A 25,593-nucleotide genomic window follows, 5' to 3' on the forward strand; every position below is an offset into this window, starting at 1 on the left:
GCGGGCCTCCGGCCGTGTCACGCCTCCCGCAGCGCCTTGGCGAGGGCGCCGTCCCCCGTCACCGCCACCCGGCCGTCCCGTACGGCGTCCACCAGGGCCGACTCGCCGCGGGCGATGGCCTCGCAGGTCGCCGCGTCCATCTCCAGCCGCGCGTCGGCACCGCCGGGCGCGGGCCCGTCGCCGTACGCCGGACCGTCCTCGATCCCCAGCGCGAGGTGGAACTCGCCTTCCTCCAGGCCGACTTCGACGACCCCTTCGCCGGACAGGGCGCGCAGCAGCGGCAGCGCGAACCAATGCGCGCGGACCGCGTCGGTGGGCCGGCGCGCGCCCAGCTCCCCTTCGCCCCACTCGCCCAGCGCCTGCAGCACGGGCAGCAGTTCCCGTCCGCGCGCGGTGAGTTCGTACACGGAGGCCGCTCCCGGCGGCGGCAGGCGGCGCCGGGTCGCGAGGCCGTCGCGTTCCATGTCCTTCAGCCGCGAGGCGAGTACGTCGGTGCTCACGCCGGGCAGGTCCGCGTGCAGGTCCGTGTAGCGGCGGGGGCCGGCGAGCAGCTCCCGGACGATCAGCAGGGTCCAGCGGTCGCCGACGAGGTCGAGGGCGCGGGCTGCGGAGCAGTACTGGTCGTAGCTTCGGCGAGGTGGCATGCGACGCAGTCTAGACAACTTGTTGGACTTTCCAAGCTCACACTTGGTAAAACCAAGTAACACGAGTTCCCGGAGGGGCCCATGGAGTTCCGGCAGTCCAACAAGCTCAGCGAGGTGTGCTACGAGATCCGCGGCCCGGTGATAGAACACGCCGACGCCCTGGAGGAGGCGGGGCACAGCGTGCTGCGCCTGAACACCGGCAACCCCGCGGCCTTCGGCTTCGAGGCACCGGAGGAGATCGTCCAGGACATGATCCGGATGCTGCCGCGGGCGCACGGCTACACGGACTCCCGCGGTGTCCTCTCCGCCCGCCGCGCGGTCGCCCAGCGCTACCAGACCCTCGGCCTCGACGTGGACGTGGACGACGTCTACCTCGGCAACGGCGTCTCGGAACTGGTCTCGATGGCCGTACAGGCCCTGATCGAGGACGGCGACGAGATCCTCGTCCCCGCACCGGACTTCCCCCTCTGGACGGCCGTCACCACGCTGGCCGGCGGCAAGGCGGTCCACTACCTGTGCGACGAACAGGCCGACTGGAACCCCGACCTGGCCGACCTCGCCTCGAAGATCACCGACCGCACCAAGGCCGTGGTCATCATCAACCCGAACAACCCGACCGGCGCGGTCTACCCGAAGGAGGTCGTCGAGGGCATCCTCGACCTGGCCCGCCGGCACGGCCTGATGGTGTTCGCCGACGAGATCTACGACCAGATCCTGTACGACGACACCGTCCACCACTCGGCCGCGGCCCTCGCCCCCGACCTGGTCGTGCTCACCTTCTGCGGCCTGTCCAAGACCCACCGGGTGGCGGGCTTCCGCTCCGGCTGGCTGGTGGTCACCGGACCGAGGCAGCACGCCCGGGACTACCTGGAGGGCCTGACCATGCTGGCCTCCATGCGGCTGTGCGCCAACGCGCCCGCCCAGTACGCCATCCAGGCCGCGCTCGGCGGACGCCAGTCCATCGGCGACCTCACCCGGCCCGGCGGCCGGCTCCACGAACAGCGGACCGTCGCCTGGGAGAGGCTCAACGAGATCCCCGGGGTGTCCTGCGTGAAACCGAGGGGCGCGCTGTACGCGTTCCCGCGCCTGGACCCCAAGGTGCACCGCATCCACGACGACGAGAGGTTCGTCCTGGACCTGCTGCTGCGCGAGAAGATCCAGGTGGTCCAGGGCACCGGCTTCAACTGGCCCTCCCCCGACCACTTCCGCATCCTCACCCTGCCGCACGCGGACGACCTGGAGGCGGCGATCGGCCGGATCGGCCGTTTCCTCGGCGGGTACCGGCAGTAGCGCCCGGCACCCGCCCGGCCCCCCGTTCGCTCGCCTGTGCGAAGATCACCCGGCAACGACCGGGGAGCCGCGCCCGACGGAACGGCACACCGCCGCCGGCGCACGGCCGGCCGCCGCGCCGCTCCCGGTCCGGTTCCAGCGATGACCAGGGGGAGCTTCAGTGTTCTCGTACGGACGGCTGTCCTCGTACGGAAGACGTCGCGCGGCCGTCGCCGTGCTGTGCGCGGCGCTGCTCGCGGCCGCGGCGCCGGCCGCACGGGCCGGTACCGCGCCGCCCGCGCCCGCCGCGGGCCGGGAGGCGCGGGAGGCCGCGCGGTTCTGGACGGCCGAGCGCATGGCCGGGGCCTCGCCGCTGGACGCGGTGCGGCGCACCGCCGCGGCACCCGAGGCGCCGGCCGCCGCCGCGACCCGGCCGAAGGGCACCCTGTTCACGGGGACCCGGCTCGTCGGCACGTTCTTCGGGTCCGACGGACCGCGCGGCACCACCTGGCACTGCACCGGCAGCGTGATCAACACCCGGGCCCGCGACATCGTGCTCACCGCGGCCCACTGCGCGCGGAACATGAAGGGCGACTACGTCTTCGTCCCGAAGTTCGTCAAGGGCGCGGCGCCCGACCGGCAGCCGTACGGCATCTTCCACATCCAGCGGATCTTCATCGACCCGCGGTACACGCCCGACCCGGGCTCCTCGACCACCAAGAAGGTCTCGTCCGACCTGGACACGGCCTTCGCCCGGGTCTCGCCCAACCAGGCGGGCAAGTCCCTCCAGGACGCGGTCGGCGGCGGCCTGACCTTCACCCGGCCCGGCTCCTACACCCAGCGCGCCGTCACCGTCGTCGGCTACCCCTCCTACGCGCACAACAGCGCCGGGCGCGCGGTCAAGTGCACCGTCCCCACGACGCAGTTGCGCGGCTTCCGGCAGCTCTCGATGACCTGCGGCGGCTACTACGGCGGGGTGTCCGGCAGCCCCTGGATCACCGACTACAAGGACAACGCCCTCACCGGGCACGTCATCGGCAACCTCGGCGGCTACAACGGCGGCGGCAACGACGCCAACGTCGACTACGTCAGCTACGCCCCCGCGTTCGGCGCGGACGCCGCGAACCTGCTCGCCGACGCCGTGGCCGGCCAGGCGCCACCCACCGACCTGCCGGTGTACCGGGGCCTGAAGGGATCGCTGCCGGGCGGCGCGGCACGCTGGCGCAGGGCGGCGCTCACGGCCTCGGGCGACTACACCGGCGACGGGCGCGGTGACCTGCTCGTGGTCTGGTCCGACGGCGCGGTCACCCTGTACGCCGGTGACGGCAAGGGCGGCTTCGGCGCCGAGAAGGTGCTCCAGAGGGCCAACTCCGTCTGGACGCACGCCCGGGCCATCACCGGCGGCGCCTTCGCGGGCGGCAGCCGGTCCGGCCTGCTGGTGCGCTGGTCCGACGGCGAGGCCACCCTCTACCCGCAGCCCGGCCCCACCGGCCTCGGCCGGGAGATCCGGATGGCGCCGCCCCGCTCCGCGTGGAAGAACGCCGCCCAGCTCACCGCCGGGCCGTTCCGCGCCGACGGGGGCACCGCCCTGCTCGTCCGCTGGGCCGACGGCTCGCTCACCCTCTACCCCGGCGTCGGGACCGGCGGCTTCGGCCCCGCCACCCGGCTGCTCGCGGCGAACGCCACCTGGGCCGGGACCGCCCTGCTGACCGGCGGCGACTTCGGCGGCACGGCCACCGGGGACCTGCTGGTGCGCCGGGCCGACGGCTCGCTCGACTCGTACACCGACGTCTCCGCCACGGGGCTCGGCACCCGGTCGCGGCTGCTCGGCCCGAACGGCGTCTGGAAGAACGCCCAGGTGCTCACGGCCGGCGACTTCCTCCACGGCCGCTCGCGCGACGACCTGGTCGTGCGCTGGTCCGACGGGGAGACCACGCTGTACGCCGACACGGCCGCCCGGAGACTCGGCACCGAGCACACGCTGGTCCACCCCGGCACCTGAGCGCGCCCGCGGCCGGGCGGCGGCCGGGCCGCCGTCCGGAGCAGTCCCTCCTGCGGGCCGGGCCGCCCTGTGGCACCGTGCCGTCATGGGTGAGCTCCTTCTCGTCCGGCACGGGGAGACCGAGTGGTCGCGTTCCGGTCGGCACACCGGCTGGACCGACGTACCCCTCACCGAGCACGGGCGCGCGGAGGCACGCGGCCTGGCGCCGCTGCTCCGCGCGTACCGGGTCGGCGCCGCCTTCGTCAGCCCCCTGGCACGGGCCCGGGAGACCGCCCGGCTCATCGGGCTCCCCGAGGCGCGGGTCGACGCCGACCTGCGCGAGTGGGACTACGGCGGGTACGAGGGGGTGACCACGCCGGAGATCCAGCGCGACCGGCCGGACTGGTTCCTCTTCACGGACGGCGTCGCGCCCGGACCGCCGGAGCACCCGGGCGAGACCCCGGAGCAGGTCGGCGACCGCGCCGACCGGGTGCTGGCCAGGGCCGACGCCGCCCTGGCCGACGGGGACGGGGACGTCGCGCTGATCGCCCACGGCCACTTCCTGCGGGTGCTCACCGCGCGCCGGCTGGGCCTGGCCCCCCGGTACGGGGCCCTCTTCCAGCTCGCGACCGGGACGCTGTGCCGCATCGGCACCGAGCACGGGCGGCCGGCGCTGACCGGGTGGAACCTGCGGCCCCGGGAGGGCTAGGGCGTTGTCGGACCCGGGCCGTACCCTGCGCGAGAGGCCGGCCGTCCGGCGGGCCCGTGGAGCGACCGCGCCGGAAGGAGCCGTCCGTGAGCCGACCGCCGACCGCCGCGCAACTGCGGCTGATCGAGGCCGCCGACCCGGTCACCGGCCGGCTGCGCGGCACGGAGCACCAACTGGCGGCGCTGGTGGGACGGGGGCTCGCCTTCCGGCACCCGCGGCCCCCGCACGACCACTTCCTCACCCCGGCGGGCCACCGGCTGCGGGAGGCGCCGACCGGGGCGCCCGCACCGGCCGCACCGACCGCGGCGGCCGGGCCGTCCGAGTCCGGTACCGGGGTCTTCGCGGCCCGGGTCGGCGGCGAGGAGGAACCGCCCGTGTCCGGCCCGGCCCGGGACCGCGAGGTGCACAGCGCCTGGCAGGGGCTGCTGGAGCTGCGCCGGATGACGAACCGCGACGGCGCCGCCGACCGGCCGTGCGGCTGGGAGCGGACGCATCTGGTGCGGGCCGCGGCGCTCGCGCTGGAGGCGGCCGGGCACCGCCCGGCGGACGCGGCGGCGGACGGGTACCGGGTCCGGGCGACCCCGCAGCCGGAGGCGGTCGCGGTGTACGCGCCGGACGCCACGGCGCTGGGGGCCTGCGCGGCCACCCTGGACCGGGCGGGCTGGCAGACCGGCGAGTACACCGAGCCGCGGACGAGGGCGCGTTATCTGCTGGCCTCGCCGCGCCGGGTGTGACCGGCGTGTCAGGATCGGCCGGACGCCGGAGACGAACACGAGAGGGCGAGCAGTGACCGAACCGTTTTCCGTACGGGTGACCGTGCGCGGCTACGAGACCGACACCCAGGGGCACCTCAACCAGGCCGTGTACCTCAACTACGCCGAGCACGCCCGCTGGTCGCTGCTCCAGGCGGCCGGGATCAGCCAGGCGCGGCTGGTCGGCCAGGGCGTGGGCCCGGTGGCCCTGGAGACGAACATCCGCTACCTGCGCGAGCTGCTGGCCGGTGACGAGGCCGACGTCACGTGCGTGTTCGAGTGGGGCACCGGCAAGACCTTCCGGATCCGGCAGGAGATACGCAAGGCCGACGGCACCCTGGCCGCCGAGATCACCGCGGTGGGCGGCGTCATGGACCTCACGGCGCGCAGGCTGGTCGCCGACCCGCGGGACGTGTTCCGGAAGCTGGCGACGGACCTCACCCTGTTCGGCCTGTAGCCGGCCGGCGGTGACGGCACGGCCGGGGGCCACGGGATCGTCCCCGTGGCCCCCGGCCTCCGTCGTGGCGGCCGCCGTCAGCGGACGGCGGCGATCTCCTGTCCCGCCTCCATCGGGTGGGTGACGTCCTGGGCATCGCGGCCCCTGCCCAGGTGGTTGAAGATCACGTTGAGCAGCACGGCCGTGACGCAGCCCGTGGAGATGCCGGAGTCCAGGACGATCTTCGCGGTCTCCGGGAACGCGTGGTAGAACTCCGGGGCCGTGATCGGGATGATGCCGACCGCCAGGGACACGGCCACGATCAGGACGTTGTTGTCCCGGTCCAGGCCGGCCCGGACCAGCGTCTGGATACCGCTCGCGGCCACCGAGCCGAACAGGACGACCCCGGCGCCGCCGAGCACCGGGCGGGGCACGACCGCGATGAGCGAGGCGGCCACCGGACACAGGCCCATCAGGACCAGGAAGCCGCCGCCGGCCGCGACGACGAACCGGCTGCGGATCCGGGTCATCGCCACCAGGCCGATGTTCTGCGCGAAGGCACTGCACATGAAGCCGTTGAACAGCGGGCTGAGCGCGGAGCCCAGGGTGTCGGCGCGCAGTCCGGCGGCGATGGTCTTCTCGTCGGCGGGGCGGTCGACGATCTCACCGAGCGCCAGCATGTCGGCGGTCGACTCGGTCATCGAGACCACCATCACCACGCACATCGACAGGATCGCGGCGAGCTGGAACTGGGGCGTGCCGAAGTGGAACGGCGTCGGGAACCCGACCACGTCGGCGTCGGCGACGGGACCGAAGTCCGTGACGCCGAACGGGATGGCCACGAGGGTGCCGGCCACCAGACCGATCAGGACGGCCACCTGCTTGACGAAACCGCGGGTGAAGCGGCGCAGCAGCAGGACGATCAGCAGGGTGACGCCGGCCAGGGTGAGGTAGGTCGTCGAACCGTAGTCGTCCGCCTTGGGGTTGGGTCCCTGGGCCCAGCCGAAGGCCACCGGCAGCAGGGAGATGCCGATCAGGGTGATGACGGAGCCGGTGACGACCGGTGGGAAGAAGCGGACCGCCTTGCAGAAGACGGGGGCGGCGAGGAAGCCGAGGAGACCCGCGACGATCACCGCGCCGAAGATGACCGGCAGGGCGTCCGACTTGTCGGAGGTCGAGGCGACGATGGCGGTCATCGGGGCCACCCCGGCGAAGGTGACGCCGTTGACGAACGGCAGCCGGGCGCCGATCTTCCAGATGCCGAGCGTCTGGAGGAAGGTGGCGAGACCGGCGGTGAACAGGCAGGCGCCGGTGAGGAAGGTCAGGTCGGAGGCGGACAGGCCGATGGCCGCGCCGACGATGAGCGGTGGGGCGACGACTCCGGCGTACATGGCGGCGACATGCTGCAGGCCGCTGGTCGCCATTTTGAGGGCGGGGAGTTTCTCGTCAACTGGATGGGCGGCCACTGCGGCTCCTCCGAGCGGGTAACACGTCGTCGTCGACGTGGGTTTCATGGAGGTGGTGCGTGTGGTCGTGCGGGACCGTGACGGGGGTGTGGCGGTGAGCGGTGGGCGAGCGGTGTGGGGGGCGACCGTCTCCGGGGCGCGTGCGTCTTACACGAGCCCCGGAGACGGCATACCGTGGATCCCGCTCGGATCCACGGGTCCCGGCCGGGAGCCGTCCCTCCCGGCCGGAGTCTGTGGGACGAGGAGGCGGGTCAGCCCTGGGCGGCGATCCGGGCCAGGCGCCGGGCCTCCTCGCGGGTGCCGGTGGCGATGGCGTCCTCGTCGACGGTGAGCAGACGGCCGTTCTCGACGATCTGCCGGCCGTTGACGAAGGACGCGGTGACCGGGGCGGCCGCGCCGAAGACGAGCGCGGTCACCGGGTCGGCGATGGAGGCGTGGGCGAGGGTGTCCATCTTCCACAGCACGACGTCGGCCAGCTTGCCGGCCTCCAGCGAGCCGATCTGCCCGGCCCGGCCGAGCACCTGGGCACCGCCGTGGGTGCCGAGCCGCAACGCCTGGCGGGCGTTGAGGGCGGCCTCGCGGTGGGCGCCGAGGCGGTTGATGAGCAGGGCGTTGCGCAGCTCGGTGTGGAGTTCGCCGGACTCGTTGGAGGCGGTGCCGTCGACGCCGAGGCCGACCGGGACGCCCGCCTTCAGCATGTCGGGCACCCGGGCGATGCCGGCCGCGAGCCGGGCGTTGGACGACGGGCAGTGGGCGACGCCGGTCCTGGTGCGGGCGAACGCGGCGATGTCGGAGTCGGTCATGTGGACGCAGTGCGCCATCCACACGTCCTCGCCGAGCCAGCCGGTGGACTCGAAGTAGTCGGTCGGGCCCATCCCGAACAGCTCGTGGCAGAACTTCTCCTCCTCCACCGTCTCCGAGCCGTGCGTGTGGAGCCGTACGCCCAGCCGGCGGGCCAGCTCGGCGCCGTTGCGCATCAGTTCGGTGGAGACGGAGAACGGGGAGCAGGGCGCGACGGCCACCTGGGTCATGGCGTCGAAGGAGGCGTCGTGGTGCCTCTTGACGGTCTCCTCGGTCGCGGCGAGCGCGCCCTCCAGCGTCTCCACGGCGAAGTCCGGCGGCAGGCCGCCGTCCTTCTCGCTGCGGTCCATCGAGCCGCGGGCCAGCGTGAAGCGGACGCCCATCTCGGCGGCGGCCCGGATGATCGAGCCGGCCAGGTCGCCGGAGCCCTGCGGGAAGACGTAGTGGTGGTCCATGGCGGTGGTGACACCGCCGCGGGCCATCATGGCCAGGGAGCCCTGCGCCGCCGTGTACGTCATCTGCTCGTCGATGCGCGCCCAGGTCGGGTAGAGCGCGACGAGCCAGTTGAACAGGTTGTGGTCGGTGGCCAGGCCCCGGGTGATCCACTGGTAGAAGTGGTGGTGGGTGTTGACCAGACCGGGAGTGGCCAGGTGGCCGCTCGCGTCGATCCGGCGCACCACGTTCGCCAGCCCCTCGGGTGCCTTGCCCGCGCCGACCGACTCGATCCGGTTGCCGGCGAGGACGAGGTGTCCGGAGACGTACTCGGTGTCGTCCGCGTCCACGGTCGCGATCGCACAGTTCTCGATGACGATGCGCTGGTCTGCCGATGGTGCCATGGTGCTTCCTCGTCTTTCAGTGGCGGCCCGCGGACCGGAAGGGGAGTCCGCGGGGAGGGCACGGCAGGACCCTAGGAGGATTTGAGTGCCGGAGCCGGTTGCCCACTCCGGGTGCCGAGATGGTGGAAGAACAGGTTGAGCACGACCGCGACGAGCGCGCCGGCGCTGATGCCGGAGCCGAGCACGGTCTGCGCCCAGGCCGGGAAGTCCGCGTAGAAGGTCGGCGCGGCCAGCGGGATGATGCCGGCGCCGAGGGCGACCGCCACCAGGATGATGTTGGAGCTGTCGTCCAGGCCCGCCTCGGACAGCGTGCGGATGCCGCTGACGGCGATCGAGCCGAAGAGGACGATGCCGGCGCCGCCGAGGACCGGCATGGGGACCAGGGAGACGACCGCGCCGAGGACCGGGAAGGCGCCGAGGACCAGCAGGGCGCCGCCGGCGACGGCGACGACGTACCGGCTGCGTACCCGGGTCAGCGAGACGACGCCGACGTTCTGCGCGAAGGCCGAGGTGGGGAAGCCGCCGAAGACGGGTCCGAGCAGGGTGGCGAGGCCGTCGGTGCGCAGGCCGCGGGTGATGGTCCTGGCGTCGGCCCGGCGGTCGCAGATCTCGCCGAGGGCGAGCATGCCGGCGCTGGACTCGGTCATCAGCACCAGCATCACGATGCACAGCGAGAGGATCGCCGCGGGCTGGAACTCGGGGGCGCCGAAGGCGAAGGGGGTGGGCAGCGCGGCGACGGGCGCGGACTTCAGGCCGGTGAAGTCGGCCATGCCGAAGGGGATCGCGGCCAGGGTGCCGACGAGCAGCCCGAACAGCAGGGCTACCTGCTTGACGAAGCCCTTGCCGAAGCGCTGGATCAGCAGGATCACCGCGAGGGTGAAGCCGGCCAGTGCCAGGTGCCGCATGGCGCCGAAGTCGGCGGCGGTCCTGTCGCCGCCCTGTGCCCAGCCCACCGGGACGGGCATCAGCGTGACGCCGATCAGGGTGATGACCACACCCGTGACGAGGGGTGGGAAGAAGCGGAGCAGCCGCCCGAAGAACGGGCCGAGCGCCAGGCAGAAGGCGCCGGCGACCATCACCGCGCCGTAGATGGCGGGGAGTTGGTGGCCCTTGCCGTTGGTCTCGGCGATCGCGAGGATCGGTGCGATGCCGGCGGAGGAGGCGGCGTTGACGAAGGGCAGCCGGTTGCCGACGAGGCCCTTGACGCCGATGGTCTGCAGGATGGTCGCGATGCCGGCGATGAGCAGGCTCGCGGCGATCAGCCGGGTGCGGGCCGCGATGTCGAGACCGCAGGCCTGGCCGATGATGAGCGGAGGAGTGACGACGCCCGCGTACATGGCGGCGATGTGCTGGAGCGCGGCGGGGACGAGCCGCGAGGGGTGGAGCTTCTCGTCCACCGGGTGCACGGACGTGACGGCGTCCTCGATGTGCACCGGCGGGGTGGAACACGGGGCTGTGGCGGGCCCCTTCGCAGGCTGTGCCATTTTGTTCCCTCCGGTGTTGCGTGCCCCCGGCCCGGGTGCCGGGGCCGGGGGCACGCGTCCCGCGTCAGAGGTTCGTCATGTCGACCGGGATGAGCTGCTCGGCACCGTCCCGCAGGATGGTGGCCTCGATGAGGCCGTAGGGACGGTCGGCGGCGAAGTAGACGGCGCCGTCCTTGGCCTCGTTGTCGATCCCGAAGGGCGACAGGTCAGAGCGGAAGTGGTGCTTGTTGGGCATCGAGAAGCGGATCTCGTCGACCTCGTCGCGCGAGTTCAGCACCCGCACACCCATCTCGAAGAGGGTCTGCTGGAGCGAGTACGAGTAGGTCTCCGCGAACGCCTGGAGCGCGTGCTTGCGCACCCCGTTGTACGACCGGTCCCAGTCCGGGGCGTGCGAGTCGACGCCGTCCCAGTTGTGCCGCCACCAGGTGGAGACGGTGGTGGCCAGGATGCGGTCGTAGTCCTCCTTCAGGGTGGTGTACTTGTCCTTCAGGAAGCCGAAGAACTCGGAGTTGGTCGAGTTCAGGACGGTGAGGTCCTTGAAGCCGGAGAGCACCTGGATGCCGTGGCCGTCGTAGGTGATCTGCGCGACGCGGGTCTCCTGGCCCTTGCGGACGAAGGAGTGCGCGATGTCCTCGGCGCCGACGAAGCGGGCGCCGGACTGTGAGGTCTCGATCCGCTCCCAGGAGTACTCCTCGATGCGGATGCGGGCCCGGTGGATGGGCTCGTTGTTGTCCACGAAGTGCCGGGCGAGCTTGACGCCGAGGTTCTCGGCGCTCTCGATGCCGTGCTCCTTGGCGAAGGCGTACACCGTGTTCTTGGTGGTGTCGGTCGGCAGGACGTTCGTGTTGGAACCGCTGCGGTGGACGTCCTCCATGTCGCCGGAGAGGGCGACGGAGACGTTCAGGTCCTTGATGTGGTGCGTGTCGCCGTCACGCGTGATCTTGACAACGCGGTTCTCGGACTTGCCGTACTGGTTCTGTCCCAGGACGAAACGGGTCATTGTGTCGGTCAGCTCCCTCGATAAACGGAGTAGCCGAACGGGTTGAGCAGCAGCGGAACGTGGTAGTGCTCACCGGGCACCACCGCGAAGGCGATGGCGACCTCGGGGAAGAACACCGGCCGGCTGTTCTCGCTGTCCCGGAGCGCGGGGGCGTCCTGCTGGGCCGCGGCTTGTTTCTTGGCGAAGTACGTCTCGGTGTCGAAGTCGAGCCGTACGTGGGTGGTTCCTTCCGGCAGGGCCGGGAGGTCCTTGCACCGCCCGTCCGCGTCGGTGGCCGAACCGCCGAGCGGCTGCCACTCACCGTCGCGCCCGGAGCGGGCGGAGAGGTGGACGGCGACGTCCCCTGCGGGTCGGCCGGCGGAGGTGTCCAGGATGTGCGTGGACACCGAGGGCGTGGTGCTGGTGCTCATGGCTGCTGTCAGTCCTCTTCGACGAGTCGTGCCAGTCGGATGCGGTTGATCTTGCCCAGCTCGGTGCGGACGATCTCCCGCTCCTGCTCGGGCGAGTTCGCGATCCGCTCCTTGACGGCGTCCCGCATCTGCTCACCGGTCCTGCCGGTGGCGCAGATCAGGAAGACATGGCCGAACTTCTCCTGGTAGGCCAGGTTGAGGTCGAGCATCTCCGCCTTGAGCGATTCGGAGGCGCCGGCCATGCCGCGCTGCTCCCGGGCCGAGGTGGGGTCCCCCGGCTTGGGGCGGCCGATCGGCGGGTGCCCGGCCATGGCTTCCTCCAGGTCCTCCGCGGTCAGCTCCGCCATGGCGGCGTCGCTGGCTGCGTAGAGGTCCTCGGGAGCAGCGTAGGGGCGGGCGGCCAGCAGCCGCCGTGCCCATGCCGTGGAGCTGCACGCCTCATGGAGCGAGGCGAGCGCGGAGTCCTCCCCCGAGGCGTTGAAGCGGGCCAGGCCCGGCGGCGTGGAAGTCGAAGTCACGGGTGCCTCCGTGGCCTTGTGCTGAACGGGCTGCGGATAGCTAACGCCCTCCGAAACATGACGTCAACAGTTTGTTGAAAATTCGGAGTAACAAATACGAGGGCTTCACGAACAGGGCCGAACGGGCCCCGCACACACGCCGAGAGCCGCCGTCCCAAGGTGCCGGACGACGGCTCTCGAAGGGGACGGCCAGGGTCCGGTCAGGCCTCCTTCTGGCGGTTCAGGTAGTTGTAGACGGTGAAGCGGCTGACGCCCAGGGCACCGGCGACGGTCTCCACGCCGTGGCGGACCGAGAAGGCCCCGCGGGCCTCCAGGACGCGGACGATCTCCTGCTTGGCCCTGCGGTCCAGGTCGGCGAGCGGCACACCCTTGCGGCGCTCCATCGCGGCCAGGATGTGGTCCAGGGAGTCGGCGAGCTGCGGCAGGCGCACGGCGACGACCTGCGCGCCCTCCCAGCTCAGCACGACGTCGTCGGGACAGGCCTCGTCCGGCGGCACCATCTCGCCGCCGATCGCGTCGACCAGCGGCTTCACGGCCGCGATGAACGGCTCGTCCCCGGTGCCCGTCACTCGCTCTCCCCGATCACGTTGACCTGGAGGGAGATGCGGGTGGCGCCGGCCGCGAGGGATCTGCGCAGCAGCGCGTCCACCGCGGTGAGCACCGCCTCCGTACCGCCCTCCGCGGTGTTGCCGAACGGTCCGACGTCCACGGCGTCCAGTTCGGCAGCCTCGACGACCTCGCGGGCCACCACGGCGTGCGGCGGCGCCTCGTCGAGATCGAACGGCTCGGTCGTGAACTCCACTCTCAATCGCACGCGCTCAACCTAACGCCCGGCGGGCGCCTTTTCGCAGCCCCCGGACGGCGCCGGAACCGCCGTCCCGCCGACCCGCGCGGCAGGTCAGGGCCGTCCGCTGGACGGGCGCCCCTTGACAAGCGGCGACACACGGCGGCAATCTTCCATTACGCAGAAACGAACTTCCGCTATACGGAAACACGACCACGGAAGGGAGCGCGGCCCCCGATGGGATTCGCAGACCAGCGCTTCAACGTCAACCTGTCGATCCTCTTCACGGAACTCCCGCTCCTGGAGCGTCCCGCGGCCGCCGCCGCGGCCGGCTTCACCGCGGTCGAGCTGTGGTGGCCCTGGATCGACACCCCCACGCCCGAGCAGTCCGAGCTCGACGCCCTGAAGAAGGCGATCGAGGACGCGGGCGTCCGGCTCACGGGCCTGAACTTCTACGCCGGGCAGCTCCCGGGCCCGGACCGCGGCGCCCTGTCGGTCCCCGGTGCGGAGTCGGAGCGGTTCCGCGCCAACATCGACGTGGCCATCGCCTTCGCCGGCTCCCTGGGCTGCACGACGTTCAACGCCCTGTACGGCAACCGCGTCGAGGGCGTGGACCCGGCCGAGCAGGACGCGCTCGCCCTGGAGAACCTGGTCCTCGCGGCCCGGGCCGTCGGCCGGGTCGGCGGGACCGTCCTGATCGAGGCCCTGAACCGGCCCGAGTCGCCGAAGTGCCCGATCGTCAGCGCCCCCGCGGCGATCGAGGTCGTGGACAAGGTCAACGCGGCGACGGGCCTCGGGAACGCCAAGTTCCTCATGGACCTCTACCACCTGTCCATGAACGGCGAGGACCTGCCCGCGGTGATCGAGCGGTACGCGGCGCGGACCGGGCACGTGCAGATCGCCGACAACCCCGGCCGCGGCGCCCCGGGCACGGGCTCGCTCCCGCTGGAGGAGCTGCTCGACCAGCTCCGCAAGGCCGGTTACGACGGCTGGGTCGGCCTGGAGTACAAGCCGGGCGACCGCCCCAGCGCCGAGTCGTTCGACTGGCTCCCGCGCGAAGCCCGCGCCGCACGCTGAACCCTTCGACTTTGCAGAGCAGTTAGAGAGGCACCCCGATGAGCACTCTTCCCAAGATCGCGTGGATCGGCCTCGGCATCATGGGCTCCCCCATGTCCGAGAACCTGATCAAGGCGGGCTACCAGGTCACCGGCTTCACCCTGGAGCAGGAGAAGCTGGAGCGCCTGGCCGCCGCCGGCGGCACGGCCGCCGGCTCGATCGCCGAGGCCGTGCGTGACGCCGACGTGGTGATCACCATGGTGCCCGCCTCCCCGCACGTCGAGGCCATCGCCTACGGTCCGGACGGCATCCTGGAGAACGCGAAGCAGGGCGCCCTGCTGATCGACATGTCCTCGATCACCCCGCAGACCTCCGTCGACCTCGCCAAGGCCGCCAAGGACAAGGGCATCCGCGTCCTGGACGCGCCGGTCTCCGGCGGCGAGGCCGGTGCCGTGGAGGCCGTGCTGTCCATCATGGTCGGCGGCGAGCGGGCCGACTTCGACCAGGCCGAGCCGATCTTCGAGGCGCTGGGCAAGACCATCGTGCTGTGCGGCCCGCACGGCTCCGGCCAGACCGTGAAGGCCGCGAACCAGCTGATCGTCGCCGTGAACATCCAGGCGTGCGCCGAGGCCGTGGTCTTCCTGGAGAAGTCCGGCGTGGACCTGACGGCCGCGCTCGACGTGCTGAACGGCGGTCTCGCCGGCTCCACCGTGCTGACGCGCAAGAAGGACAACTTCCTCAACCGCGACTTCAAGCCGGGCTTCCGGATCGACCTGCACCACAAGGACATGGGCATCGTCACCGACGCCGCCCGCAACGTCGGCGCGGCCCTGCCGGTCGGCGCCGTGGTCGCCCAGCTCGTCGCCTCGCTGCGCGCCCAGGGCGACGGCGGCCTGGACCACTCGGCCCTGCTGCGGGCCGTCGAGCGCCTCTCCGGCGCCCAGGTCTGACCGGCCCCCGAGACTTCCGGGCCGCGGCGGCGCTGACACCTGTCCTGTCGCGCCCAGGCGTCGCCGCGGCCCGGAATCCACTCCTGTCCAAGTGTTCAACAAACCGTTGAAAAGCTCTTCAACAAACTGTTGACTCCCCTGGTCGGGCGTTCCTACGCTCTGTCCACCGTCACCAGGCCTCAGCAGCCCCCGTTCGGAAGGTCCACATGTCGAAGCCCGTGCTCACGACCGAGTCCGGCGCCCCCGTCGCCGACAACCAGAACTCCGCCTCCGCCGGCGTCGGCGGGCCGCTCCTGATCCAGGACCAGCAGCTGCTGGAGAAGCTCGCGCGGTTCAACCGCGAGCGGATCCCGGAGCGCGTGGTGCACGCCCGCGGTTCCGGCGCGTACGGCCACTTCGAGGTGACCGACGACGTCACCGGCTACACGCACGCCGCCTTCCTGAGCGAGATCGGCAAGCGCACCGAGGTGTTCCTGCGCTTCTCCACGGTCGCCGACTCCCTCGGCGGCGCGGACGCCGTCCGCGACCCGCGCGGCTTCGCGGTGAAGTTCTACACCGAGGAGGGCAACTACGACCTCGTCGGCAACAACACCCCCGTGTTCTTCATCAAGGACCCGATCAAGTTCCCCGACTTCATCCACTCGCAGAAGCGGGACCCGTTCACCGGCAAGCAGGAGCCGGACAACGTCTGGGACTTCTGGGCCCACTCCCCCGAGGCCACGCACCAGGTGACCTGGCTGATGGGCGACCGCGGCATCCCGGCGTCGTACCGCCACATGGACGGCTTCGGCTCGCACACCTACCAGTGGACGAACGAGGCGGGCGAGGCGTTCTTCGTCAAGTACCACTTCAAGACCGACCAGGGCATCCGCTGCCTGACGGCCGAGCAGGCCGCGGAGATTGCGGGCTCGGACCCCAACTCCCACCAGACGGACCTGCTCCAGGCCATCGAGCGCGGTGTGCACCCGTCGTGGACCCTGTACGTGCAGATCATGCCGGCGGCCGAGGCGGCGAACTACCGCTTCAACCCGTTCGACCTCACCAAGGTGTGGCCGCACCGCGACTACCCGCTCCAGCGGGTGGGCCGCCTGGTGCTGAACCGCAACCCGGACAACGTCTTCGCCGAGGTCGAGCAGGCCGCGTTCTCGCCGAACAACTTCGTGCCCGGCATCGGCCCGTCCCCGGACAAGATGCTCCAGGGCCGGCTGTTCGCCTACGCGGACGCCCACCGCTACCGCCTGGGCGTCAACCACACCCTGCTCGCCGTGAACGCCCCGAAGGCGGTCCCGGGCGGTGCCCGCAACTACGGCCGCGACGGCCTCATGGCGGTCAACGGCCAGGGCCGCGGCGCGAAGAACTACGAGCCGAACTCCTACGACGGCCCGGCCGAGACCGGCCGCCCGCTGTCGGCGCCGCTCCCGGTCTCCGGTCACACCGGCAACCACGAGGCCCCGCTGCACACCAAGGACGACCACTTCGTCCAGGCGGGCGAGCTGTACCGCCTCATGCCGGAGGACGCAAAGGCCCGGCTGGTCGCGACCATCGCCGGCGGCCTCTCGCAGGTCTCCCGCAACGACGTGGTCGAGAAGAACCTGGCCCACTTCCACGCCGCCGACCCCGAGTACGGCAAGCGCGTGGAGGAGGCGGTCCGCGCCCTGCGCGAGGACTGAGATCCAGGAAACAGAGCAGCGTACGGGATCTGACGGGAGGTCATGATCTCCGCACGCGGCCCGCGCGAACCGCCGCACGGCCCGGATGAGGGGTGGCCGGAAGGCGGGGGGCGCGGGCAGGGCGAGGACCGTGGCGGCGTGCGAGCCAGTGCGGTGGTGAAGGACCGCGTCCCCTTCTCGACCAGAGGGAAGGGCACCCGGCTCCGTCGCACCCGCCGCGGTCCCACCCAGCCCCCGCACGGGGGCCGCCCACTCCGTCCGGCGGCGCGAACGACCTGTCGCGCCCAGCCTCGCGCCGTCGGACGGTCACCATGTGACAGCGAAGCGCCCCCCTGGTCAGGGGGCGCTTCGTCGCGTTCCGGCCCCGGCGTGCGCGGCGCGGCCATCCGCAGGACGCTGATCCCATGGCCAATCCGACCCATTTCCCGCACATCGTGGTCCACTCCCCGGCCCTGGACGGGTCCCGGCGGGTCACCGAGGGGGACGTCACCCTCGGGATCGCCTCCCACCTGGACGACGTCGTGGAGATCCTGCGGCTCGCCGACCTGGACCGGATCGAGGTGGAGGAGAGCGACCTGATCGAGTGGCAGGGCGGCGGCCCGGACGACTGGCCCGGGCTGTCCGAGCACGAGCTGTGACGACGGCGCGTACGGCGGCGGTCGTAGCCCGGCAGCGCAACCCTCAAATCAACCTCTGAACAACGCCGCGGGGGCTTCGGCGGCGGCCCGCGCCAGGGCACAGTATCGGCACACGGGGCCCGCCGACACGGGGGCGGCGGGCCCCGCACGGGGGTGTCTCATGGGCCGTACGACGTCGATTCCGAATCCGCAGGCCCCTTGCGCGGTCGCCCTGCTGCGCGGGGGCGACCGCGCCGCCGTGACCGTCGCGGTGCTGGCGCTGCACCTGCGCGGCGGGGTCGTGGCGGGCCTGCCGGGCATCCTGTGCCGGACCTCGGTGGACGCCGCCGAGGCCTTCCGGCACCCTCTGGAGAAGGCGGTGCGCACCGGCCTCTACCGGCCCGCGGGACCGCGGGAGCTGCCCACCCGGGCGGTGGTGCGGCGGGCCCTGGCCCGGATGCGGGCCGAGCTGGCGGCGGAGGGACTGCTGCGCACGGCGCCGCCCGGCCGCACCCGGGCCGCCCGCCGCTTCCTGGCGGCGCTGCGCGAGCACCGTCCGCTCCCCCAGGGTCCCGAATGCCTGCCGGAGGAGGAGGTGCTGCTCGCCGTCGCGCTGTACGGCGAACGCGCTCTCACCGTCCTGGTGCCGCGTTTCGCCCGTGAGGCCCGGCTCACCGGTCCGGGCGCGCTCGCGGACGAGCGCCTGTTCCCGCTCGGCCGGGGCCGCGAACTGCGCCGCCTCTACGACGACGAGGCCGCGCGCGGCGGGGGCGGCGACGGCCACGGGGGCGGGGGCGGCGACCACGACGGTGGGTACGGCGGTGGCCACCACGGCGGTCACGGTCACGGCTGGGGCGGTGGCCACGACCACGGCGGTGGCTGCGGGGGCGGCGGGTTCTGAACCGCCCGCGGGCTCCGCGGACCGCGCGGCGGACATGCCGAAGGGGCGGCCCACCGGGTGGGCCGCCCCTCGTGCGTCAGGCGGGTCAGACCTTCAGCGTCTTGATCGACGTCGGCGCGTGGCCGGGCTCGGTGGCCAGGTCCTCGAACTCGGAGATGTCGCTGATGTCCATCGTGCGGCTCATCGAGATGTTGGTGATCCGCTCGAGGATCGCCTCGACGACGACCGGCACCTGGTACTCGGCGGCCAGCTTCTTGGCCTGCTCGAAGGCGGCGCCGAGCTGGTCCGGCTCGGTGACCCGGATGGCCTTGCAGCCCAGGCCCTCGGCGACCTTGACGTGGTCCACGCCGTAGACGCCCAGCTCCGGGGTGTTGATGTTCTCAAACTCCAGGTTGACCTGGAAGTTGATGTCCAGGCCGATCTGCGCCTGCCGGATCAGGCCCAGGTAGGCGTTGTTCACCAGCACGTGGACGTACGGGATCTTGTGCTGGGCGGCGACCGCCAGCTCCTCGATCAGGAACTGGAAGTCGTAGTCGCCGGAGAGCGCGACGACCGGGGAGTCCGGGTCGGCCTTGGCGACGCCGATGGCGGCCGGGATGGTCCAGCCGAGTGGGCCGGCCTGGCCGCAGTTGATCCAGTGGCGCGGCTTGTAGACGTGCAGCATCTGCGCGCCGGCGATCTGGGAGAGGCCGATGGTGGTGACGTACCGGGTGTCCGGGCCGAACGCCTTGTTCATCTCCTCGTACACGCGCTGCGGCTTCATCGGCACGTTGTCGAAGTGCGTGCGGCGCAGCAGGGTGGCCTTGCGCTCCTGGGTGGAGGCGACCCACTCGGTGTGGTCCGGCAGCTTGCCCGCGGCCTTCAGCTCCTTGGCCACCTCGACGAAGAGCTCCAGCGCGGCCCTGGCGTCGGAGACGACACCGTAGTCCGGCGGGAAGATCTTGCCGATCTGGGTGGGCTCGATGTCGACGTGGACGAACTTGCGGTCGCCGCGGTACACGTCGAGCTTGTAGCCGGTGTGGCGGTTGGCCCAGCGGTTGCCGATGCCGAGGACGAAGTCCGACGCCAGGAAGTTGGCGTTGCCGTACCGGTGCGAGGTCTGCACGCCGACCATGCCGGCGTTCAGCTCGTGGTCGTCGGCCAGCGCGCCCCAGCCCATCAGGGTGGGGACGACCGGGGTCTGGGTCAGCTCGGCGAACTCGACCAGCAGCTCGGTGGCGTCGGCGCCGATGATGCCGCCGCCCGCGACGATGACCGGGCGCTCGGAGGCGAGCAGGAAGGAGAGGGCCTTCTCGATCTGCGCGCGGGTCGCGGCCGGCTTGTAGACCGGGAGCGGCTCGTACGTCTCGGGGTCGAACTCGATCTCGGTGAGCTGGACGTCGATGGGCAGGTCGATCAGGACCGGGCCGGGACGGCCTGAGCGCATCAGGTGGAACGCCTGCTGGAAGACGCCGGGAACCTGCGCGGCCTCCAGGACGGTCACCGCCATCTTGGTGACCGGCTTGGCGATCGAGGCGATGTCGACGGCCTGGAAGTCCTCCTTGTGGATCACGTTGGTGGGCGCCTGGCCCGTGATGCACAGGATCGGGATCGAGTCGCCGATGGCCGAGTACAGGCCGGTGATCATGTCGGTGCCGGCCGGGCCGGAGGTGCCGATGCAGACACCGATGTTGCCCGGCTTGGTACGGGTGTAGCCCTCGGCCATGTGCGAGGCACCCTCGACGTGGCGGGCGAGGGTGTGGTTGATCCCGCCGCCCTGCTGGAGGGCCTTGTAGAAGGGGTTGATCGCCGCGCCCGGCACACCGAAGGCGTCGGTGACGCCCTCGCGCTTGAGGATCTCAACTGCCGCGCGGGCAGCGGTCATACGAGCCATCGAGTACTCCTGCTTCGGCTTCTCGGATGCGTACTCCCGGCGCGCCCCGCGGTGAGCACAGTCTCCCGATCGTCAAACTCCGCTACGTTTTCCGTATTGCGGAACTTACTTTCTACTATCTGGAAGCAATGTAGGGCGGAGGGCGAAGGTCGTCAAGAGCCGTCCGGACAGCGGAAGGACCGGACGGGAGAGGCGGCGAGGGATGCCGGGGGGCGGGGCCCGCGTCGGTCCGCGGGCGCGGGCACGTCCACACCGTGCCGGTGTGTCCGTACGCGTGCGGGGCGCCGGTCGCCCCGCGGCCGGGACGAGGAGTGGCTCGGCGTGGTGTGTGCCGCCCCGCGGGCGTCGGGTGACCGGCGGCGCCCGGAGCCGGGCCACCCGAGCGGCACGGGGGCCGCGACGGCGGAACCTGGGTCGGACGCGCGGCCCGGCGGGCGCCCGGGCCGGGCCGCGGGCGGGACGAGGGCCCCGGCCCCGCCGGGGAGCCGCCCCCGGCGGGGTGGCACGCCGTGCGCACCGCCCGGGACGCGGTCTCCGCGACCGCGCCGGCCGGCGCCCCCGGACGGCATCGGACTCGCGGCCCGCGGACGGCTCGCCCGGGTGGACACGGGCGCGCGGCAGGACGTGCGGTGCCTGTGGGCGACGGCGGAGTCGGCACGGTGCGCACTTCTCCATCGCCGGAATCACCGGCGGCGGCCGGGACCGCGCCGACGCGCTGGGCACCCCGCCGCACACGCCGACGACCGGCCCCGACACCGCCGCCCCGGCCCGCCAGGGCCCGGCCGGGGCCTCACGCCCCGTACTCCTCCAACGCCGGATCCACCGACGCCACCCGGCACCGCGCGGAAGCGTTGGACGTCCCACTGTTCACACTCGACCGGGCGGACCAGCCGCGACCGGTGAACGACGCCGCGGGCGCACCGCCGCCGGACGGCGGCGGCCGGGGCCTCACTGCCCGTACTCCTCCGTCACCGGAACCACCGACGCCGCCCGGCACCGCGCACGCCCGGCGCCCAGCGGGCGAGCCGCAACCGGTGGACGACGGCGCGGGCGCACCGCCACCCGCCGGCGGCTGCCGGGACGGCCCGGCCTGACACCGCCGCCCAGGGCGCCGGGACCCGGGGGCTCACGCCCCGTACGTCTCCCGCAGTTCGACCTTGCGTACCTTGCCCGACACCGTCATCGGGAAGGAGTCGAGGACGCGGAGCCGGGTGGGGACCTTGTAGTGGGCGAGCCGGCCGGCGCAGAAGGCCCGCAGTTCCTCCAGGGTGAGCGCGTCCGCGGGATCGCCCGGGATGACGCAGGCCATCACCTCCTCGCCGTACCGCTCGTGCGGCACCCCGATGACCTGGACGTCCCGGATCTTCGGGTGCGCGTGGAGGAACTCCTCGATCTCGCGCGGGTAGACGTTCTCGCCGCCCCGGATGATCATGTCCTTGATCCGGCCGACGATCTCGACGTACCCGTCCTCGCGCATCACCGCGAGGTCCCCGGTGTGCATCCAGCGGCCCGCGTCGATCACCTCGGCCGTCTTCGCCGGCTCGTCCCAGTAGCCGAGCATCACGCTGTACCCGCGCGTGCACAGCTCCCCCGCGCTGCCGCGGGGCCGGGTGACGCCCGTGGCCGGGTCGACGACCTTGACCTCCAGGTGCGGCAGGACGCGGCCGACCGTGCCCGTGCGGTGCTCCAGGTCGTCGTCCATCCGGGTCTGGAGCGAGACGGGGGACGTCTCGGTCATGCCGTAGCAGATGGAGACCTGCTCCATGTGCAGGTCGGCCATCACCCGCTTCATCACCTCGACCGGGCAGGGCGAGCCCGCCATGATGCCGGTGCGCAGGCTGGACAGGTCGTAGGAGGCGAAGCCGGGCAGGTTCAGCTCCGCGATGAACATCGTCGGGACGCCGTACAGGGACGTGCACCGCTCCCGCCGCACCGCCTCCAGGGTGGCCGCCGGGTCGAAGGACGGGGCCGGGATGACCACGCAGGCGCCGTGCGAGGTGGCCGCGAGGTTGCCCATCACCATGCCGAAGCAGTGGTAGAACGGCACCGGGACGCAGATCCGGTCCTGCTCGGTGTACCCGACCGACTCGCCCACGAAATAGCCGTTGTTGAGGATGTTGTGGTGCGAGAGGGTGGCGCCCTTGGGGAAGCCCGTGGTGCCGGAGGTGTACTGGATGTTGATGGGGTCGTCGCAGGACAGTTCCTCGAACTCGGCGCCGGGGGCGGCGCGCGCGAGCAGCGCGTCCCAGCCCGGGTCGCCGAAGTGGACGGTCTCCCGCAGCCCCGGGCAGGTGCCGCGGACCTCCGCCACCATCGCCCGGTAGTCGCTGCCCTTGTGGCCGAGGGAGGCGAAGAGGAAGGAGACGCCCGCCTGGTCGAGGACGTACGCGACCTCGTGCGTGCGGTAGGCCGGGTTGATGTTCACCATGATCGCGCCCATCCGGGCGGTGGCGTACTGGACCAGCACCCACTCCGGGCAGTTGACCGCCCAGATGCCGACCCGGTCGCCCTTGGCGACCCCGCTGGCGAGCAGGGCGCGCGCCAGCCGGTCGACGTCGGCGGCGAACTCCGCGTAGGTCCAGCGCCGTCCGGACGGCACGTCGACGAGGGCCTCGCGGTCCGGCCAGGCCGCGACGGTCCGGTCCAGATTGGCGCCGATGGTGTCCCCGAGGAGCGCGGTGGCCCCCGTCCCGTGGCTGTACGACGGCTCGGCGGTCACCGGAAGTCCTCCTCGCGGTACTCGTCCCGGGAACCGGCCGCCGTGGCCTCGCGCAGTTCGATCCGGCGGATCTTGCCGGACACGGTCTTGGGCAGGGCGCCGAACTCCAGCCGGCGGATGCGTTTGTACGGGGCGAGCACCTCGCGGGAGTGCTCGAAGAGGGCCTTCGCGGTGCCGGGGCCGGGCTCCCAGCCCTCGGCGAGGACGACGTACGCCTTGGGCACGGCGAGCCGCAGCTCGTCCGGGGCGGGCACCACGGCCGCCTCGGCCACCGCCTCGTGCTCCAGCAGCGCGCTCTCCAGCTCGAAGGGACTCACCTTGTAGTCGGAGGCCTTGAAGACGTCGTCACTGCGGCCGATGTAGGTGAGGTATCCGTCGTCGTCCCGGTGCGCGATGTCCCCGGTGCGGTAGTAGCCGCCGGCCATGGCCTCGGCCGTGCGGTCCGGGTCCCCGTGGTAGCCGGTCATCAGGCCGACCGGCCGCTCGGCGAGGTCGAGGGCGATCTCCCCCTCGGCCGCCCCCGGCGCGCCGGAGACCGGGTCGAGGAGTTCCACCCGGTAGCCGGGGCTGGGCCGGCCCATGGAGCCGGTCTTCAGCCGCTGCCCGGGGCTGTTGGAGACCTGCACGGCGGTCTCGGTCTGCCCGAAGCCGTCCCGGATGGTCACCCCCCAGGCCCGCCGGACCTGCTCGATGACCTCGGGGTTGAGCGGCTCGCCGGCCGCCACGACCTCGCGGGGCGGGGTCTGGAGCCGGCCGAGGTCGGCCTGGATGAGCATCCGCCACACCGTCGGCGGGGCGCAGAAGGTGGTGACGCCGGCGCGGTCCATCTCGGCCATCAGCCGGGACGCGTCGAAGCGGGTGTAGTTGTGGATGAAGACGGTCGCCTCGGCGTTCCACGGGGCGAACAGGTTGGACCAGGCGTGCTTGGCCCAGCCGGGCGAGGAGATGTTCAGGTGCACGTCACCGGGGGTCAGGCCGATCCAGTACATGGTGGACAGGTGCCCGATCGGGTACGACGTGTGGGTGTGCTCGACCAGCTTGGGGCGGGCGGTCGTCCCGGAGGTGAAGTACAGCATCAGCGGGTCGTCGGCCAGGGTCGGGCCGTCGGGGACGAAGTCGGCGGGGGCCGCGTAGGCGTCCTCGTACGGCTCCCAGCCCTCCTGGAGCAGCCCGCCGACCGAGATCCGGGTGTAGGCGCCGGGCACGCCGTCGAACTTGGCGGTGTCCCCGGCCCGGACGATCACGTGCTTCACCCGGCCCCGCTCCACCCGGTCCGCCAGGTCGGCCGGGCCGAGCAGCGGAGTGGCCGGGATGACGACCGCGCGCAGCTTCATCGCGGCCAGCGCGATCTCCCACAGCTCGGCCTGGTTGCCGAGCATGACGAGGACGCGGTCCTCGGCCGCGACCCCCCGGTCACGCAGCCACCGGGCCACCCGGTTGGAGCGCTCGGCCATTTCCGCGAAGGACAGCCGGACCTCGCTGCCGTCCTCCTCGGCGATGTGCAGCGCCGTGCGGTCGTTCCCGGCGGCGATCACGTCGAACCAGTCCAGCGCCCAGTTGAAGTGCTCCGGCCATGGCCAGCGGAACCCCTCGTAGGCGGTGGCGTAGTCCTCGCGGTGTTCCAGCAGGAAGTCCCTCGCCCCGCGGAACATCTCGGTCGCCGTCATCCATGTCCTCCTCAGTGCCGGACCATTGCCGGGCGGCTCTCTGGCATCGTCTACTCCGTGATGCGGGTCTCACCACCCCCGAACGGGGGTGGAACGGCCGGAGAGGCGAAGACGTGACGGCAGACGCGGTGGAGGCGGTGGAGATCGCGGGCGCGCTGGCCCGGCTGCGGCGCGCGACGGGACTGCCGGTCGCCTTCGGCGGCCTGGTGGAGTCGGGCCGCCCGCGGATCCGCATCAGCGAGCTGAGCGGCACGACCACGGCCGCGCTGCGCTCGCTCGCGGTGACCTCCGGCAGCGGGCTCGGCGGCAAGGCGGTGGCGCTGGCCCGGCCGTGCGCGGTGCCGGACTACTCCCGGTCGCGGCAGATCAGCCACGAGTACGACGTACCGGTGGCCGCCGAGGGCATCCGCGCGGTGCTCGCGGTGCCGGTCGTGGTGCGGCGCCGGGTGCGCGGGGTGCTGTACGGCGCCCTGCGCTCGGCCGGGCCGCTGGGCGACCGCACGCTGGGCGCGGCGGTGACGGTGGCGCGGGACCTGGAGCAGGCGCTGGTGGTCCGGGACGAGGCGCACGGCCTGCTGGCGGCGGCCCGGCCGGAGCGGACCGGCGCCGACCAGGGACGCGCCTGGGAGCAGGTGCGCGAGGCGCACGCGGCGCTGCGGGCGCTGGCCCCCCGGATCACCGACCCGGAGCTGCGGGCCGAGCTGCTGGCCGCCTGCGGCCTGCTGACCGCGCCGCCGCGAGCCGGGGGCGTGACCCTGGCGCCACGCGAGCTGGACGTGCTGTCCTGGGTGGCGGCGGGAGCCACCAACGCGGCGGTGGCCGAACGGCTGGGCATCGGCCCGGAGACGGTCAAGGGTTATCTGCGTTCGGCGATGCGGAAGCTGGGCGCGCGCACACGGGGGGAGGCGGTGACCGCGGCCCGCAGGACGGGACTGCTGCCGTAGTCCGGAGCCGGACAGGAAACTTTCCCAATCATCGGGCAACGCAGCACTTTGAATTTCCCTCCCCTTGACCCTTTGTCATTTACCTCACCGCTGCTTCCGTCCGCAT

The 25,593-nt window shown here is 72.4% G+C and carries 23 protein-coding genes; 11 read left to right on the top strand and 12 right to left on the bottom strand.

Annotated features, from left to right (window positions below):
- Positions 1 to 17: 17 nt before the first annotated feature.
- Complete coding sequence (locus ACZ4K2_RS19660) at positions 18 to 644, bottom strand: winged helix-turn-helix transcriptional regulator (protein ID WP_467474867.1); 627 nt, start codon at positions 642 to 644, stop codon at positions 18 to 20.
- An 81-nt stretch (positions 645 to 725) separates the two neighbouring features.
- Here ACZ4K2_RS19660 and ACZ4K2_RS19665 point away from each other — a divergent pair, with 81 nt between their 5' ends.
- The 5 genes from ACZ4K2_RS19665 to ACZ4K2_RS19685 all read left to right on the top strand — a co-directional run bounded on the left by ACZ4K2_RS19665 (position 726) and on the right by ACZ4K2_RS19685 (position 5,812).
- Positions 726 to 1,934: a pyridoxal phosphate-dependent aminotransferase gene (locus tag ACZ4K2_RS19665; RefSeq protein ID WP_467474865.1), complete on the top strand. Its 1,209-nt coding sequence runs from the start codon at positions 726 to 728 to the stop codon at positions 1,932 to 1,934.
- Between the two features lie 160 nt (positions 1,935 to 2,094).
- Positions 2,095 to 3,915, top strand: a complete 1,821-nt coding sequence (locus ACZ4K2_RS19670; protein WP_467474864.1) for a trypsin-like serine peptidase — start codon at positions 2,095 to 2,097, stop codon at positions 3,913 to 3,915.
- 85 nt (positions 3,916 to 4,000) lie between these two features.
- On the top strand, positions 4,001 to 4,603 hold the full coding sequence (locus ACZ4K2_RS19675) for a histidine phosphatase family protein (protein WP_467474862.1): 603 nt from the start codon (positions 4,001 to 4,003) through the stop codon (positions 4,601 to 4,603).
- An 86-nt stretch (positions 4,604 to 4,689) separates the two neighbouring features.
- Positions 4,690 to 5,337 (top strand): hypothetical protein, encoded by a 648-nt coding sequence (locus tag ACZ4K2_RS19680; RefSeq protein ID WP_467474860.1) that lies wholly within the window; start codon positions 4,690 to 4,692, stop codon positions 5,335 to 5,337.
- Between the two features lie 52 nt (positions 5,338 to 5,389).
- The gene (locus ACZ4K2_RS19685) at positions 5,390 to 5,812 is read left to right on the top strand and encodes an acyl-CoA thioesterase (protein WP_467474858.1); all 423 of its coding nucleotides are present in this window, start codon (positions 5,390 to 5,392) and stop codon (positions 5,810 to 5,812) included.
- 77 nt (positions 5,813 to 5,889) lie between these two features.
- Here the strand turns inward: ACZ4K2_RS19685 and ACZ4K2_RS19690 are convergent, their stop codons facing one another.
- The 8 genes from ACZ4K2_RS19690 to ACZ4K2_RS19725 form a co-directional block, all read right to left on the bottom strand.
- Positions 5,890 to 7,257 (bottom strand): nucleobase:cation symporter-2 family protein, encoded by a 1,368-nt coding sequence (locus tag ACZ4K2_RS19690; protein ID WP_467474856.1) that lies wholly within the window; start codon positions 7,255 to 7,257, stop codon positions 5,890 to 5,892.
- A 251-nt stretch (positions 7,258 to 7,508) separates the two neighbouring features.
- Positions 7,509 to 8,894: an 8-oxoguanine deaminase gene (locus ACZ4K2_RS19695; protein ID WP_467474854.1), complete on the bottom strand. Its 1,386-nt coding sequence runs from the start codon at positions 8,892 to 8,894 to the stop codon at positions 7,509 to 7,511.
- Between the two features lie 71 nt (positions 8,895 to 8,965).
- Positions 8,966 to 10,378 carry a nucleobase:cation symporter-2 family protein gene (locus ACZ4K2_RS19700; RefSeq protein ID WP_467474852.1) on the bottom strand — a complete coding sequence of 471 codons (1,413 nt, stop codon included), beginning with the start codon at positions 10,376 to 10,378 and terminating at the stop codon, positions 8,966 to 8,968.
- A 64-nt stretch (positions 10,379 to 10,442) separates the two neighbouring features.
- Positions 10,443 to 11,378, bottom strand: coding sequence for a factor-independent urate hydroxylase (pucL, locus tag ACZ4K2_RS19705; RefSeq protein ID WP_467474850.1), 936 nt, complete (start codon positions 11,376 to 11,378; stop codon positions 10,443 to 10,445).
- An 8-nt stretch (positions 11,379 to 11,386) separates the two neighbouring features.
- On the bottom strand, positions 11,387 to 11,788 hold the full coding sequence (gene uraH, locus ACZ4K2_RS19710) for a hydroxyisourate hydrolase (protein ID WP_467474848.1): 402 nt from the start codon (positions 11,786 to 11,788) through the stop codon (positions 11,387 to 11,389).
- A gap of 8 nt (positions 11,789 to 11,796) precedes the next feature.
- Positions 11,797 to 12,306, bottom strand: a complete 510-nt coding sequence (gene uraD / locus ACZ4K2_RS19715) for a 2-oxo-4-hydroxy-4-carboxy-5-ureidoimidazoline decarboxylase (RefSeq protein WP_467474846.1) — start codon at positions 12,304 to 12,306, stop codon at positions 11,797 to 11,799.
- 200 nt (positions 12,307 to 12,506) lie between these two features.
- Positions 12,507 to 12,875 (bottom strand): helix-turn-helix domain-containing protein, encoded by a 369-nt coding sequence (locus ACZ4K2_RS19720; RefSeq protein ID WP_467474844.1) that lies wholly within the window; start codon positions 12,873 to 12,875, stop codon positions 12,507 to 12,509.
- Positions 12,872 to 13,120, bottom strand: a complete 249-nt coding sequence (locus tag ACZ4K2_RS19725; protein ID WP_467474842.1) for a hypothetical protein — start codon at positions 13,118 to 13,120, stop codon at positions 12,872 to 12,874. Before ACZ4K2_RS19725 ends, ACZ4K2_RS19720 begins: the two co-directional genes overlap by 4 nt.
- A gap of 207 nt (positions 13,121 to 13,327) precedes the next feature.
- On the opposite strand from ACZ4K2_RS19725, the gene ACZ4K2_RS19730 reads away from it, so the two are divergent.
- The 5 genes from ACZ4K2_RS19730 (at position 13,328) to ACZ4K2_RS19750 (ending at position 18,284) form a co-directional block, all read left to right on the top strand.
- Complete coding sequence (locus tag ACZ4K2_RS19730; protein ID WP_467474840.1) at positions 13,328 to 14,167, top strand: TIM barrel protein; 840 nt, start codon at positions 13,328 to 13,330, stop codon at positions 14,165 to 14,167.
- 38 nt (positions 14,168 to 14,205) lie between these two features.
- Positions 14,206 to 15,096 (top strand): 2-hydroxy-3-oxopropionate reductase, encoded by an 891-nt coding sequence (locus ACZ4K2_RS19735; RefSeq protein ID WP_467474838.1) that lies wholly within the window; start codon positions 14,206 to 14,208, stop codon positions 15,094 to 15,096.
- 206 nt (positions 15,097 to 15,302) lie between these two features.
- Positions 15,303 to 16,766 (top strand): catalase, encoded by a 1,464-nt coding sequence (locus ACZ4K2_RS19740; RefSeq protein WP_467474836.1) that lies wholly within the window; start codon positions 15,303 to 15,305, stop codon positions 16,764 to 16,766.
- Positions 16,767 to 17,170: 404 nt separating this feature from the next.
- Positions 17,171 to 17,404 (top strand): hypothetical protein, encoded by a 234-nt coding sequence (locus ACZ4K2_RS19745; RefSeq protein ID WP_467474834.1) that lies wholly within the window; start codon positions 17,171 to 17,173, stop codon positions 17,402 to 17,404.
- Positions 17,405 to 17,564: 160 nt separating this feature from the next.
- Positions 17,565 to 18,284, top strand: a complete 720-nt coding sequence (locus ACZ4K2_RS19750) for a DUF2207 domain-containing protein (RefSeq protein ID WP_467474832.1) — start codon at positions 17,565 to 17,567, stop codon at positions 18,282 to 18,284.
- An 85-nt stretch (positions 18,285 to 18,369) separates the two neighbouring features.
- Here ACZ4K2_RS19750 and gcl read toward each other — a convergent pair whose 3' ends face one another.
- The 3 genes from gcl to ACZ4K2_RS19765 all read right to left on the bottom strand — a co-directional run bounded on the left by gcl (position 18,370) and on the right by ACZ4K2_RS19765 (position 24,543).
- Positions 18,370 to 20,157, bottom strand: a complete 1,788-nt coding sequence (gene gcl / locus ACZ4K2_RS19755; protein WP_467474830.1) for a glyoxylate carboligase — start codon at positions 20,155 to 20,157, stop codon at positions 18,370 to 18,372.
- A 1,126-nt stretch (positions 20,158 to 21,283) separates the two neighbouring features.
- The gene (locus ACZ4K2_RS19760) at positions 21,284 to 22,876 is read right to left on the bottom strand and encodes an AMP-binding protein (protein ID WP_467474828.1); all 1,593 of its coding nucleotides are present in this window, start codon (positions 22,874 to 22,876) and stop codon (positions 21,284 to 21,286) included.
- Complete coding sequence (locus ACZ4K2_RS19765; RefSeq protein ID WP_467474826.1) at positions 22,873 to 24,543, bottom strand: AMP-binding protein; 1,671 nt, start codon at positions 24,541 to 24,543, stop codon at positions 22,873 to 22,875. Before ACZ4K2_RS19765 ends, ACZ4K2_RS19760 begins: the two co-directional genes overlap by 4 nt.
- Positions 24,544 to 24,656: 113 nt before the next feature.
- On the opposite strand from ACZ4K2_RS19765, the gene ACZ4K2_RS19770 reads away from it, so the two are divergent.
- Complete coding sequence (locus ACZ4K2_RS19770; RefSeq protein ID WP_467474824.1) at positions 24,657 to 25,487, top strand: helix-turn-helix transcriptional regulator; 831 nt, start codon at positions 24,657 to 24,659, stop codon at positions 25,485 to 25,487.
- The last annotated feature ends 106 nt before the right edge of the window (positions 25,488 to 25,593 follow it).

It is taken from the genome of Streptomyces sp. NPDC025833, from assembly GCF_055558055.1.